We start from the raw sequence: 14548 nt of genomic DNA, 5'->3' as shown, positions 1-14548 counted from the left end.
TAAGCGGGAATTGTTATTTATATCAGCTGGAACAGGAGCACCACTACCCCAACCATCATCAGGCAGGTACATAGCGTGCGTAATCTGTCAATCAGTTTATGATGATGCGCCTTACCCAGCCATACCCCCAGTGCTAAAAACATCAGGATAAAAACCGGAAACATGATATTCAGCTTACCTTCTGTTCTGTTAAGCCACTGAACGGCTATTCCAAAAACAAAAAGATAGATAGCCGATCCAAAGGCTAATAGCAGTAAATTATTTGCCGTGTAATTAATTGTCGTTATATTCTTCTTACTTTGAAAATGATCTCTGTACATCTTTACACCGATAGAAACCAGTAAGCCCAGAGCAAGCCAATCCTTTTGATTTACTGTCAGAGAAGGTGCCCAGCCGGTAATCCACCTTCCCCATAACAGCATTTGATTCTGTGTAATAAACAGCAACAGCAAAATGAGTATCCAATTTGAGCGGCTGATAACAGATACCGTTTTGCCGCTCAGTTTTGCAATCATCAGATTGTCGGCAGTAATTCCAATTGCAATAAATAAGATCGCATATTGTATAATGCCACATTTTAAAAATAGAAAGGTCATTGTTTATGATTATTTATAATTGTTTTATTTCCTGGCTAATACAGCTCAATCCGCTACAAGTCATTTTCATCTCCGGCTTTATTCCAGCTCACCTCAGAAACCTCATGTTCAATGGTTAATCTCCCGGCAATGCGTTCCATTACCGCATCTTCATTACTGTTAGCCAGTATTTCAGCAGTAATTACAGCTTTACTCGGATCACCATCATCAGTGCTTTTCAAAGACCGCAGTAATAACTTATCGTCATTACCGGTAAACTGTAGTAACAGAACTCTCAAATGATTTTCCACATCCTGTCTGCATTTGATAATCAGCAGATAAGCCACCGGAATCTTTGTACTTTTTAAAGGCAAACGGCTCAGCTTTACTCCAACCGGGCGCATCAGTACATGTGTCAGAATTACAAAGGCAGTAACAATACCTGCTTCAGGAAGAAATCCAAGTCCGCAGGCGGCACCTACAGCAGCAGAACACCATAATGTAGCTGCAGTATTTAACCCTCTCACATTCAGGCCATCTTTCATGATTACACCTGCTCCAAGAAAACCTATCCCGCTGACTACATAAGAAATTACTCTGCCTGAAGCATCCCCGCCAACTTTGACTCCTAAGGAGACGAACATACAGGCGCCTAAACAAACCAGCATATTTGTTCTTAAACCGGCCATCCGCTGTCTCCACTGGCGTTCGGTACCAATAGCCGCTCCCAAAGCAAAAGCTACTGCAAGTCTTAATGTAAACTCAAATAATGTCATAGCCGGCCCCTCCATACTTTAAATCGCTGGAAAAATCTTCTTGCAGCATTAATCATATAAATGAATAATCCCGAAAAGAACTGTCTGATGGAAAGCGTCCGATAATAGTTTTGTCTGCCGAAGATATTGTCAGCAACTCCCAGTGTCGTTGGTCTGGTATCCATACCCACCGGATATTCATAATCTATGATATAGCGGGTATATTTTTTCTGTGTTTTTGAAAAATTGAACATAACTCTGTTTTATGCCTGCTATCGGCATAACATAAGTTATGAGGCTAGCGGGCGGTTAAATAATTAATTAGTGGCACTTTTAACAGTGTCTTTAAATGGGGGCCTGAGTCCATATTTTGTTTTTTTTAATGTGCTGCAAATATAAGTCACCCCTTTAAAAAGGGCCGTTAGAGGACAAACAGAAATTCATTAGAAATTTATTAGAATTACAGAGGCTTAAATCCGGACAAATTGATAATCAAAACATCCTTTTGGGTCTTTAGATTCAAAGACCATCCCATCTATCTTTGACTTGTGATTATTTCTTAATCACAATACTGATAAAACAGATAATAAATATGAAAGATCAGATTCAATCAAACTACGATATTATTATAGTAGGTGGCGGTTCTGCCGGAGCAGTAATAGCAAACCGGTTAAGTGAGGACAAAGAAAAATCAGTGTTACTTATTGAAGCAGGTGAAACTTATCCCCCAAATGCGTTTCCGGAGCAACTGGCATTGGCAAAAAACGTTGGTGGTGACAGTACATCAGTCTGGGAGCTTACAAAAGAAATAAAGTATGCGGTTCCTACTAAAGGTCTATTTCGGGCGAAGGTATTGGGCGGTGGCTCAACAATAAACGCCGGAGCTTTTGTGCATGCTCCGGAATCAGATTTTGATCGGTGGACTGCCGATGGATTAACAGGATGGGAATTTGCACAAGTCCTGCCTTATTATAAAAAGGCCGAAGCGGCAGATTTTGGTGAAGATCAATGGCATGGTAGAAAAGGCCCTGTTCCGGTACATCAGCTCAGCAAAAGTGAACTTACTAAAAGTGCGCAGGGGTTTATTAATGCAGCTATCAATGAAGGCATCCCCTTTATACCTGACCTTAATATACCCTTTCCTAAAGGTGTGGGTATTTATTCCCTAAATGTCAAGGATGGAATTCGTATGAACACCGGAATTACGTATTTATCTGAAGCAGTGCGGGAGCGGCACAATTTACATATTCTGGGAAATACCACAGTAGACAAGGTATTGATTACAGAAGGTAATTGCAACGGCGTCCGTTTAACGGGAGGAAAAATTATTAGCGGGCATGAGGTAATCTTATCAGCCGGAACAATTGGTACCGGAGCTATTTTACTTCGCTCTGGTATTGGGCCAAAAGAGCAGTTGGAAGCACTTGGAATCCCTGTAATAGCCAATTTACCTGTAGGTGAATCGGTAATGGATCAACCTCAGATATACCTGCAAATTAATATTAATGGCGACGATGCAACCTTACCTCCTGTTGGTGGGAAAGTCTGGCAACAATCTTCTTTAGCAAAAGATAACGAACTTGATCATTATCTTGGATTCAATCATTTTGCAGATTTATCATTATCTCCAACTGGCATGGCCTTTGGTCTTATTTCCTGTGGTTGCCGGCCTGTATCAAGGGGAAGTCTGCAACTCGACCCTAAAAATATACTAGGTGCCCCAAGAGTTAGTCTGAACTTGCTTTCTGATAAAAGAGAATTAGATATTTTAATCGAAAGTATAGAATTAATTATTCGGATATTAAAACAGGAGCCTCTCAAAGATCAAGTGGTTTCTATACTGTTTAAAGACGGCAGTTCATTTCCAGCAGACCATAAAAAACTTAAAAAACTGATTTATAAAAATGTGGAATCATGTTTACACATTACTTCATCAGCGCCTATGGGAGCTGTTGACAGTCCTAATGCAGTACTCAATGAAAACGGAAGAGTTCATGGTATAAATAGCTTACGTGTTATAGATGCTTCAATTTTCCCTGATGTCCCATCTGTGGCAACCAACGCTACAGTTATTATGGCTGCAGAATACCTATCAGATCAGATTAAGAAAGGATATTAACAGATGGTAATTATTCCAAATAGTGTACCAATTATTATTTACTTAAAATCAACACCATGCATTACAAAATTTTAAAAGAAGCGACTTTTGAATTAACAAATGAGGTAAAAGAGATTATTCAGGCCATTGCAGATTACAATAGTTCCCTGAAGCAGGGATCTGTATCAAGCATTATGAATTCTTACACGGAAGACTCCGTATTAATTCCAGAAAACTTAAAGCCGATTAGTGGACTCAAAGAGATAGAGAGTGTCTACCAGGACCTTATAAAACTTATCCGATTTAATGATGATAGCATTATTAATATCATCGACGCTTATATATCCGGAGATTTGGGATATGTCAGATCTCACAATACTCATGGCTCCATAACAGAAATCAAGACAGGTGAAGCCAAGTTACCAATTTTCAGAGAGCTCTGGATTCTGAAGAAGAATAAAGAAGGGAAATGGAAGTTTTCTATTTACGCTTATGGAATGGCCCCGCAAGGAAATACAAATCCAGGTGATGCAGTTGTATGGTAATATTTAAATAAAATACAGTTGTTAATGCTCAATATGGTTCAGAAAACATCATGAAAAACGAAGCAACAATTAAAGACAATTCCAACCCGGTACCTTACGATTACATTATTGTCGGAGCTGGGTCGGCTGGAGCAGTAATGGCAAAACGCCTTAGTCAAAATGGCCACTATCAGGTTTTGCTGGTAGAAGCCGGGACTGCACCACTACCAGATGCATATCCTGAGGTACTCTATAATGCTAATTTGATAGCGGCTCCCGGAGCTCCCCAATACGATTGGGGGTATCAGAGTTTACCATATGGTATTACCCCAATAATCGATTTGCCTCGCGGAAAAGTATTAGGTGGCAGTTCTGCGGTGAATGCTGCTCTTGCCATTCGTCCGCCAAAGAAAAATTATGAGGTATGGGCACGTAACGGACTACAAGACTGGTCGTTTGAAGAAGTACTCCCATATTACCGGAGTATGGAGCGTTGTGTTGGTGGCAGTGATCAATGGCATGGTCGTGAAGGAGACTTTCCAATTCATTTAATGTCACGTGACTATATCACTCCCTTACAAAATACCTTTATTTCTGCGGCTACATTTTTGGGCTACCCGGAAGTTACAGACTTTAATGACCCTACTGCAAATGAAGGAGCAGGGCCATTAGCCATGAATATAATTAACGGTGTACGCATGAATACCGGAATAGTGTATTTAGATAACGAGGTAAGGAAACGTCCTAATTTAACTATCTTATCTGAAACATTAGTTGACCGGGTATTTTTTGAAGGGAATCAGGCAAAAGGGATTATACTTACAGATGGAACACATTTACGTGGTGGAGAAATTGTGCTTTGTGCTGGTACTTATGGCACCGCAGCTATCCTGATACGATCGGGTATAGGTCCGGAAAAAGAGTTAAAACGATTAGGTGTAGAAGTAGTTTACGATGCTCCGGTAGGAATGAATCTTCGTGAACATCCATTTTACTTTTCTGCCTATGCTGCGCCAGAGAACAGTATGCTTAACAGCGCCCATCCTATTGCAGGGTCACAACTTTGGACAAGTAGCTCGCGCGCCGAACCCGGTGAACTAGATATTGCCCTTGTACCAGAACATTTTCTGCCAATGGAAAGCCCAACGGGTGTTGGTTTTACTTTAAGTGTAGCACTCCTTAGTGTTCGTAGCCGGGGTCATTTCACCCTTCAGGATCTCAATCCTTCTTCAAAGCCCTTAATTGATTTAAAATTACTCTCGGATGAGGAAGATATGATACGTATGATTGAAGGTGTTCGTCTGGCACGTAAAATTGCAAATACCATGCCTTTTTCAAATTATACTCTCCAGGAATTAACACCTGGATTACATCGGGAAAGTGACGCCGAATTAGCTGAGAGTATAAGACAGCATATCAATGTATATCAGCACCCTACATCAACAGCTCCTATGGGAACCATGGATGATCCACAGGCAGTAACAGATACTCAGGGAAGAGTTTATGGTGTGGAGAAATTACGGGTCGTAGATGCCTCTCTGTTCCCAAATGTACCCTTTATCAATCCAAATCCTGCTGTGATTGTAACAGCAGAGGTTATAGCAGCAAGAATGCAGCCTTAGCCAGATTCTACGTTCCTGGCGGACTAAATATCAATCCTAACATTTAGTCCGCCTTGTGTCTTTAGTGTCTAAAAGATCGGTTGGTGTAGCAGCAGATAAGAACATTATACATGAGGTATTTCAATTGTAAACACACTGCCTGTATCTACAATAGAATCTACCCCGATAACACCATTATGCATGGAGATAATTTTCTGGGTTAACGACAAACCAATACCATTTCCAGGACTAAAATCCTTATTTTTTCCTCTGTAAAAGGCAGAAAAAATATGGTCCATTTCTTCTTTCGGGATACCTATGCCTGAATCTTTAAAACGCAGCTTAACCTGATCATGGTCAAAATCTATACTTACCATACAATGATGATCAGCAGAAAACTTGCAGGCATTTTCCATCAGATTGATAAAAGCCACCTTCAATAAATACTCGTTGCCTTTAACAGAAATATCATCGTCGTCATCAATTTCCCTGTCAAAGACGATATCAACTTTATAGTCTTCACTGGTTTTCATTACGGCTTCTCTGGCATCCATCAGTAATTCATCAAATCTTAACTCTTTCATACTGACTGTAGTCTGATCATAGCTGGCTTTTGCCAGATCAAGCAGACCATTTGATAATCTGACCAGCCGCTGTGCATCGCTCAGGGATAAATGGATTATCTCTTTATATTCTTCAACACTTCGTTCACGGATCAGGGCCAGCTGTAGCTCCCCTACTATTGTTGCCAGTGGGGTTCTCAGTTCATGAGAAATATTACTGACAAAACTTTTCTGCCCATCAAAAGATTGTTCCAGCCTGTCGAGCATATTATTAAAGGTAATCGCAAGCTCACCTATCTCGTCCTTTTCGTTTTTAACCTGAACTCTTTTATACAGATTGGTGGCTGTAATTTCTTCCACCTTATCGACTATCTCAGCTACAGGATTCAATGCCTTCCCTACAAAATAATATCCTGCAGCAATAGTCAGACTTATAATAATGATGAATGAAATTATCAAAGTATACTTAAACTCTTCCAGACGGTTCAAACCATACTTATCATTTGCAGCTGCAGTAATCACATAAGTTTTACCCTTATGCAGATATAAAAGCCCCACAACCTGCAAAGACCCCTGTTCAAAGGTAATTTCCTTTTGCCGGATAATCTGATCAATCATTTTTTTTGTCTCTTTAACCTTGTCTATCTGTACAGCATCGTGATAAAGCAGTTTAAAAGAAGTATCATATACCGCTACTTCTTCTTCAAATAAAGAATTGACAGAGTTCTTATAAATCAACTGTAATACTGCCGGAGGTACTTTAGCATCAAAAAGCAGATTTGCTTTTGTAACTGCTTCTCTCTTTAAATGTTTATAATACTGATCTTTTCTGTTTTGCGCAGTAGATACATAAATAAACACCGCGAATGCCAAAAGCAAAGCGCCAAAAAGTGTCAGAAACAATAACAAAAGTTTTGCTCTTATCTTCATCCTTCTTTAAATATAAAACCCATACCCGGTTTAGTATGAATCAGCTTCACATCGTAGTTCTTATCTATCTTTTTTCTCAGGTAATTGATATAAACATCAATAAAGTTTGTACCTGAATCAAAAGTATCCCAAACCTTTTCGGCAATTTCTGTTCTGGATAAAACACGTTCAGAATTTCCCATCATATATTCAAGCAGCCGAAACTCTTTGGGTGTAAGATCTATAGGTACATCATTTCTTTTGACCAGTTTGGTTTCAAGGTTCATTTCCAGATCTGCAAAACGCAAAACAAAACCCTGATTAAAAGTATTATTCTGTGTCTGGTTTCTTTTAATTAACGCCCGGATTCTTGCATGCAGTTCTCTGAAATCAAATGGTTTAACCAGATAATCATCCGCACCAGCATCAAAGCCCTCCACTTTATCATCTGTAGTACCTAAAGCAGTCAGCATAATGATAGGAATATCAGGCCGGGCTATCCGCACTTCTTTACAAAGGTCAATACCATTAATCTTTGGCAGGATCAAATCCATCAGGATCAGGTCATAAGTCTTTGTCAATGCCAGTTTCTTACCCATTTCTCCATCAAAGGCGAGTGTAATATGAAATCCGAGTTCTTCCAGTCCCTTTTTGATCAGTTCAGCTACTCTTTGTTCATCTTCAATAACCAATATGTGCATAAGCCTATAAATAAAGGACAAATGTGAGCATAATTTCTTAATAGCTGATACTCCTTAAATGACTAATCGTACAGCTAAGGGCCAGAAACATGAACCATATACCCTCAACCGATCATATCAATTGATAATTTTCAGCTCAATAAAAACACTGCCCTACCCCAATAAAAGCTCTGTGTTAGCTGCTTGTTAAGACACTGTTAACATTAGGTAACAGACCTGTTGCTAAAAGCTCATTTTGATAAGGAAAATCTGCCAAAAGTTTAAGTATACATAATACTAAATTGGTTTAGTTTTAATAAACAAAGTTTAGTATTGCTACTTGAAACCATCATACAATTTATGACAGCTTCAACACCATTAATTCCGAGCCAAAAAAAATGAAACAAAATTTATTTCAAAAAAAACAAGGTAGATGAAACAACTTTACAAGCAATTAAAACAAGTAATCACTGTATGCTTATTTTTGCTTGCCCCAATCTCACTGGCGGCACAAATTAAAATCTCAGGTACAGTTACTGATGAAACCAAACAATCCTTACCTGGGGTAAGTGTTTTGGTTGATGGAACTAAAACTGGCACAGTAACGGACATGAACGGCCACTTTCTTTTAAGCGCTAAGAAAGGACAAACCGTATCCTTCCAATATCTTGGCTATCAGAAAACACAAATTATCGTTGGTGATGAGTCATTGATCAATGTCAGTTTAAAAAGTGACAGCAAAGCTCTTTCTGAGGTAGTAGTTACTGCCTTAGGTGTAAAGAAAGACACCAAAAGAGTTGGCTATGCCTTACAGACAGTTGATGGCGGCGACCTCCTGAAAGCACGTGATCCTAACCCGATCAGTGGTCTGGTAGGTAAAGTTGCTGGTTTATCAGTTGGCCCTTCTCCAGAGGTATTAAGAGAACCTAACGTAATGATCCGTGGTGATAAACTTACCTTATATGTTGTAGACGGATTCCCGATCAATACAGATACCTGGAATATCAGCCCGGATGACATCGAAACCTATACGGTATTAAAAGGCCCGGCAGCAGCAGCCCTGTACGGTAGCCGTGCAGTAAATGGTGCCATATTAATCACCACAAAAAAAGGTGATAAAAACAAAAAGGGCCTGACTGTTGACGTCAACAGCAGTACGGTAATTAACAGTGGATTTTTAACTTTCCCACGTTTACAAAACTCTTATGGTGCTGGTGAAAACACCCAATATATGTTTGTAGATGGTAAAGGTGGTGCACCAGGTGGTGTAGATGGTGATTATGATATCTGGGGTCCTTATTTCGCGGGACAACTGATCCCTCAGTATGATAGCCCTGTGATTAATGGTGTCAGACAGGCAACTCCATACACTGCAAGAGGTAAAAACAATTTAAAGAACTTCCTGAAGACAGGTTATCAAACTAATAATAACGTCTCATTGAGTGCTACAGGCGATACTTATACAACCAGATTCTCAGTTTCTCAATCAAAACAATCAAGCTATATTCCAAATAGCGGACTGGGTATTGTCAATTTCAATATGTATGGTGCATTTAATCCAAGTCCGAGACTTAAGATTGAAGGTAACCTTGACTTTAACAGACAATACACAGATAACTTTCCTGATGCAGATTACGGACCTTCAAGTTTAATCTACAGTACAGCTATCTGGACTGGTGCAGACTGGGATGTAAATGCTCCGGACATTAAAGCGATCTGGCAACCGGGAAAAGAAGGTGTACAATCTCAATTTGCAGAATATCAGCGTTACCACAACCCTTATCTGATGACAGAAAAGTGGTTGCGCGGACACCATAAAAATGATGTTTACGGTTATCTTTCTGCAAACTTCAAAATTGACAATCACCTGAATGCTACATTACGTTCACAATTCGATACTTACAGTATTTTACGTACAGAAAAACTCCCATTCTCTGCTCACCCTTACGGACGTGAAGGAAATCAGGGAGATTACCGTGAAGACAGACGTAATTTATTTGAAAACAACAATGAGTTATTGTTAAACTTCAATTATAACATCAAGAACTTCGTAAATCTTTCAGGTTTGGTAGGAACGAATCTGCGTAACTTATCCTATAATTCAAGCTGGACATCAACTGACTATCTGAATGTACCTGAAGTTTATGCATTCAGTAACTCTAAAAACCCGGTACAGTCTACCAGCTTTAATTCCAGCATGATGGTATTTAGTGGTTATTTCTCATTGGATGCATCCTTTGGTAAATATGCAACACTATCTACAACAGGCAGGATAGATAAATCATCAGCTTTCCAGACGCCTACAACTTATTATTATCCAAGTATATCACTGGCTACTGTAGTTTCTGACTATGTGAAAATGCCAGACTTCATTTCTTTCCTGAAAGCGAGAGCATCATTTTCCAATGTACGTACAGATGCCAGCAGTGCAACTATCGGCCCTGCTCCTTTCAGCTCAATTACCGCATTTGGCGGACAGACAGGTGCTAACCTGACCAATAATCCTCTGGGTTATGGTAACGTTTATATGTCTCCGTACAACGGACCTGATTACTCTTTAAATACGGCCTTTAATATCAATAAGCCTTATAATAACCAGGCAGCTGGTTACGGCCCTGATTATCTGTATCAGAATGGAATTAAAACCAGTACCCGTGTCAACTATGAAGAAGGTTTTGATATTAAGTTCTTAGCTAACAGATTAGGTTTAAGCGCAACTGCTTTCCAGTATATAGATGGACCAAAGATTCTGCCTAACCAGATTTCTACAGCAACAGGTTATACCTTATTATACCTGAATGCTTTAAAAACCAGGAAAACAGGTTATGAAGTTTCTCTAAGCGGTACGCCAATTAAGGATATGGGTGGCTTTGGCTGGGATGTCCTGGTTAACTGGTCAACTTTTAAACGTGTGTACAAAGAGCTGCCTCCGGGACAGGATACTTATAACACCTTCTTCCATGAAGGCGACCGTACAGATAAGTTATACGGAACTGCCTTTGTCAGAACAAAAGATGGACAAATCATTAATGATGCGGCCGGTAAACCATTAAACAACGGTGGAGCCAATCAATACCTGGGAAATATGAACTCAGATTATTCATGGAGTATTTACAACAAATTCCATTATAAAAACTGGAGTTTAGGTTTCCAGTTTGATGGTAGCGTAGGTGGAAAAACTACAGACTACATGCACAACAAGACCATGCGCGGAGGTTCTAATATAGAAACAGCTCAGGGTGCTTTGGGTGATGCACGTTACCAGGATTGGGCTAATTACGGCAAAAAAGGCTATACCGGTACTTATGTAGGTGAAGGTGTGGTTATTTCCAATGGAGCTTCTATCAACTACGATTCTAAAACCGGTGCTATCCTGAATTATGGTGACCTGGCTTTCGCGCCAAATACCAACAAGGTGTTTGTTCAGGATTACGTGAGTAAGTATTATAATTTTGATGAGGCCAACCTGATGAGCAAAACATTTGCAAAACTGCGTGAAGTAACTGTTGGCTTTGAGCTTCCTAAAAAATTACTGAGCAGTACTTTCATTCAAAAAGCTTCATTCTCTTTAGTTGGTCGTAATTTATTGTACTTCTACAAAGACAAAAGATTTAAAGACGTTGACTTAGACCAGTATAATGGCGAAACTTCGGCAACTGGCTTACAGTCACCTACAGTACGCAGCTATGGATTCAATATCAATCTGACTTTTTAATTCTCCAATATGAAAAAGATATTCAAACTTTCTTCTCTTTTACCTCTTTTACTGGTAGTTACCATTTCGGGCTGCAAAAAAGACTTCGAAGAGAAAACGATAAATAATAATAAACCAACAGCAGTTCAGGCCTCCCTGCTTTTAAATGGTATTTTAACCAGTAAAGGTTTGGTCGAAGGACCGGATGGTTCTAAAGAAACCAATAATCAGTATTACCTGAATAATTATGATTATTATGGAAACAACCGCTATGATTTTAAATATGGTGATGACTACTATACCATTCTGAAAAATGTGGTAGAGATGGAAAAGCAGGCACTTAAAGCTGGTTCTGCAGTAAATTCGTACAGTGCTTTAGGAAAGTTTTTCAAGGCTTACCTTTTCACTAAAATGAGTATGGAAATGGGCGATATTCCGATGACAAACGCATTGGCTGGAATGGCAAACCTTACTCCTGCTTATGACACGCAAAAAAATGTAATGACCCAGTCACTGGCTTTGCTTGAAAGTGCGAATACAGATCTGACTACCTTAATTGCGGCAAAAGAGAATATCCTTGCCGGAGATATATTTTTCAACGGTGATTTACTGAAATGGCAAAAAACGATTAATACCTTCAGAATACGTCTGCTGATTCAGCTGAGCAAAAGAGCAGATGATGATGCACAACTGAACATTAAACAGCAATTCGCCGATATCGTAGGCAACAAAACTAAATATCCGATTATGGAAAGTGCTGCAGATAATATGCAGTATACTTATATTTCTCCTACAAACTACTATCCGCAGAATCCTGATAATTTTGGACAAAGCGGATCCAGGAAAAACACTTCGGCTACCTATATTGGTTTATTAACTAAACTTAAAGATCCAAGGGTATTTGTAACTGCTGAGCCTTCCCGTTATCAGGTGGATACCTTAAAGCAAAGCCCTACTGATTTTTCTTCTTTCATCGGTGCCGATGCAGGTCAGGATCTGGGTGTCATGTATAACAGTGCCGGTCAGCAAAAATATTCATTCTTAAACAGAAAACGTTACTATTCAACCTATACCGGTGAACCAAGTATTCAGATTGGTTACGCTGAACTAATGTTTAATATAGCTGAAGGTATTTATCGCGGATGGGCTGCCGGTGATGTAGAAACCTATTATATCGCGGGTATCAAAAGCTCTATGGATTCCTATAAAATACCTACTGGCACAGGGTCATTTACGGCTTATTTCTACCGTCCGGGCTCTACCAATGTCGCGCTGCCTGCCAATTATGATACTTATACCATCAATGTAAACTGGGATACGTATTATAACCAGCCGGAAGTAAAGTATAATATAGCAAATGCATTAACACAGATTGTACAGCAAAAATATCTGGCTTTATTCCGTCATTCCGGACTGGAGTCTTATTTTACTTATCGCCGTACACATATCCCTGCATTTACTACAGGTCCTGGAACAGGAAATGGTGGTCGTATTGCCAGCCGTTTTCAATATCATGAGTATGAGCGTACATCGAATACCGCAAATTACCAGGCTGCTTTACAAAGTCAGTATGGAGGAAATGATAATATCAATGGTATCATGTATATCCTGAAATAGGTATTCAGATTTTCTATTAAAAAATATGGTGTGTGTGTTGAAAGGCGGAAATATTCCGCCTTTCTCATTTACAAGACATTACGTTTTCAGTCATCAAAAAGGTGGTATTTTTTTTATAAAAAAAACAACAATTAATTGCACCTTAATATTTAATTTCTATCTTTGCACCTCCTTAAACAAAAGGAATTAATTGATTCCGTAGCTCAGCTGGTAGAGCATTACACTTTTAATGTAGTGGTCCTGGGTTCGAATCCCAGCGGGATCACAAAGAATAGTATCAAAACTATGTAAAAGCATGCAATCATATGATTGCATGCTTTTTTCGTTTAGGGAATATCCCAAAATATGCATTAAATCACATATAAAAAGTGAGTGATTCGGTGAGTAATTTCAGGGAGTACAAAACTCACCGAATTGAATTCAACTTTCTGATTTACAGCAAGTTCAATCATTGAACGACTTGATACGTTTAGACTGCAAGGCTAACTTTGTTAACCTTAAATCTTTATTATGAAAACGAGTTTCAGTCTGCTTTTCTACCTGAAAAAGCCAAAGAATTACATTAAAGGTGCTGTTCCTGTCTATTTAAGAATCATCGTCGACGGAAAACGCGCAGAACTTGCGACCAGCAGGGAGTGCGAACCTGAATTGTGGAACACCAAGGCGGGACACATGACAGGCACAAAGGAAGATACCAAAACCTTTAATGCTTATCTGGACAAGATGAAAGCCGGGGTTACCACCTCCCACACCCTACTTTGCGGGCAAGATGCAGAAATCACTTCCGAGGCGATTAAAAGCAAGTACCTAGGTAAAGCAGAAAAAATGCATACCATATGCGAGGCTATCAAAATTCACAACAAAAACATGGAGGAATTGGTCGAAAAGGATGATTATGCAAAAGGTACGCTAAAAAGATTTGAGATACTGGAAAGACATGTCAAAGATTACCTGTCTTATAAATACCAGAAAAGTGACCTTATCTTATGCGGACGTACAAAAGCTAAAATTATCAGATACTCGCGTAGGGAATGACGGTGAAAGATGGTTATTCAGCTATAGAAAAAAGACGGGCACAAGAGTGGCCGTTCCTCTGTTACCACTTGCCGGAGATATTCTGGACAGGTATAAAGATCATCCATTCTGTATTAATCATAACAAGGCTTTACCAATTTCCAGCAACCAGAAAATGAACGAATACCTGATAGAAATTTCTGTCCTTTCAGACGTTGTCAAAACATTAGGCAACCGGATTGCAAAACGCACCTTTGCCACAACTGTAACTCTGCTCAACGGGGTGCCGATTGAAAGCGTTTCCAAGATGATGGGACATACCAACATTCGTACAACCCAGCTTTACGCCAAAATGCTTGATGAAAAAGTAGGTAAGGATATGGCACCGCTTAGAGCAATGTTTTAGCATCTATTCAGTCTTTGAAACAACCTTTTTTATCCCGATATTATATATTCCATCTACAGTTTGCAATTGATTTAATTTTTTCCGAATTGATAACTTTTGGCCGATAAGATTT

At 39.3% G+C, this 14548-nt stretch carries 12 protein-coding genes and 1 tRNA gene; 8 read left to right on the top strand and 5 right to left on the bottom strand.

What is annotated here, in order from left to right; translation table 11 throughout:
• Positions 1-17 precede the first annotated feature (17 nt).
• The 3 genes from PL_RS25785 to PL_RS25775 are packed head-to-tail and all read right to left on the bottom strand — an operon-like array spanning position 18 to position 1584.
• Positions 18-596, bottom strand: a complete 579-nt coding sequence (locus tag PL_RS25785; protein WP_041882858.1) for a manganese efflux pump — start codon at positions 594-596, stop codon at positions 18-20.
• A gap of 53 nt (positions 597-649) precedes the next feature.
• Positions 650-1351, bottom strand: a complete 702-nt coding sequence (locus PL_RS25780; protein WP_041882857.1) for an MgtC/SapB family protein — start codon at positions 1349-1351, stop codon at positions 650-652.
• The gene (locus PL_RS25775) at positions 1348-1584 is read right to left on the bottom strand and encodes a hypothetical protein (protein ID WP_041882856.1); all 237 of its coding nucleotides are present in this window, start codon (positions 1582-1584) and stop codon (positions 1348-1350) included. The genes PL_RS25780 and PL_RS25775 overlap by 4 nt, the downstream gene beginning before the upstream one ends.
• A 338-nt stretch (positions 1585-1922) precedes the next feature.
• On the opposite strand from PL_RS25775, the gene PL_RS25770 reads away from it, so the two are divergent.
• The 3 genes from PL_RS25770 to PL_RS25760 are packed head-to-tail and all read left to right on the top strand — an operon-like array spanning position 1923 to position 5574.
• Positions 1923-3449 (top strand): GMC family oxidoreductase, encoded by a 1527-nt coding sequence (locus tag PL_RS25770; protein WP_052496358.1) that lies wholly within the window; start codon positions 1923-1925, stop codon positions 3447-3449.
• Positions 3450-3505: 56 nt separating this feature from the next.
• On the top strand, positions 3506-3973 hold the full coding sequence (locus tag PL_RS25765) for a YybH family protein (RefSeq protein WP_041882855.1): 468 nt from the start codon (positions 3506-3508) through the stop codon (positions 3971-3973).
• A 50-nt stretch (positions 3974-4023) separates the two neighbouring features.
• Entirely contained in the window at positions 4024-5574 is a 1551-nt protein-coding gene (locus PL_RS25760; RefSeq protein WP_348620695.1) for a GMC family oxidoreductase, read from the top strand.
• Between the two features lie 104 nt (positions 5575-5678).
• Here PL_RS25760 and PL_RS25755 read toward each other — a convergent pair whose 3' ends face one another.
• Positions 5679-7046, bottom strand: coding sequence for an ATP-binding protein (locus PL_RS25755; RefSeq protein ID WP_041880510.1), 1368 nt, complete (start codon positions 7044-7046; stop codon positions 5679-5681).
• Positions 7043-7726 (bottom strand): response regulator transcription factor, encoded by a 684-nt coding sequence (locus PL_RS25750; protein WP_041880512.1) that lies wholly within the window; start codon positions 7724-7726, stop codon positions 7043-7045. Before PL_RS25750 ends, PL_RS25755 begins: the two co-directional genes overlap by 4 nt.
• A gap of 412 nt (positions 7727-8138) precedes the next feature.
• On the opposite strand from PL_RS25750, the gene PL_RS25745 reads away from it, so the two are divergent.
• The 5 genes from PL_RS25745 to PL_RS25725 all read left to right on the top strand — a co-directional run bounded on the left by PL_RS25745 (position 8139) and on the right by PL_RS25725 (position 14436).
• Positions 8139-11420, top strand: a complete 3282-nt coding sequence (locus PL_RS25745) for a SusC/RagA family TonB-linked outer membrane protein (RefSeq protein ID WP_348620693.1) — start codon at positions 8139-8141, stop codon at positions 11418-11420.
• Between the two features lie 9 nt (positions 11421-11429).
• The gene (locus tag PL_RS25740; RefSeq protein ID WP_041880514.1) at positions 11430-13016 is read left to right on the top strand and encodes a SusD/RagB family nutrient-binding outer membrane lipoprotein; all 1587 of its coding nucleotides are present in this window, start codon (positions 11430-11432) and stop codon (positions 13014-13016) included.
• 192 nt (positions 13017-13208) lie between these two features.
• Positions 13209-13281: transfer RNA gene (locus tag PL_RS25735), tRNA-Lys, on the top strand.
• A gap of 245 nt (positions 13282-13526) precedes the next feature.
• On the top strand, positions 13527-14051 hold the full coding sequence (locus PL_RS25730) for an Arm DNA-binding domain-containing protein (protein WP_052496178.1): 525 nt from the start codon (positions 13527-13529) through the stop codon (positions 14049-14051).
• Complete coding sequence (locus PL_RS25725) at positions 13990-14436, top strand: site-specific integrase (RefSeq protein WP_348620690.1); 447 nt, start codon at positions 13990-13992, stop codon at positions 14434-14436. Before PL_RS25730 ends, PL_RS25725 begins: the two co-directional genes overlap by 62 nt.
• Positions 14437-14548 lie beyond the last annotated feature (112 nt).

This window comes from Pedobacter lusitanus (genome assembly GCF_040026395.1).
Classification (GTDB): domain Bacteria; phylum Bacteroidota; class Bacteroidia; order Sphingobacteriales; family Sphingobacteriaceae; genus Pedobacter; species Pedobacter lusitanus.
The sequence above is the reverse complement of the archived record's forward strand: the minus strand, read 5'-3'. Positions and strand labels throughout refer to the sequence as shown.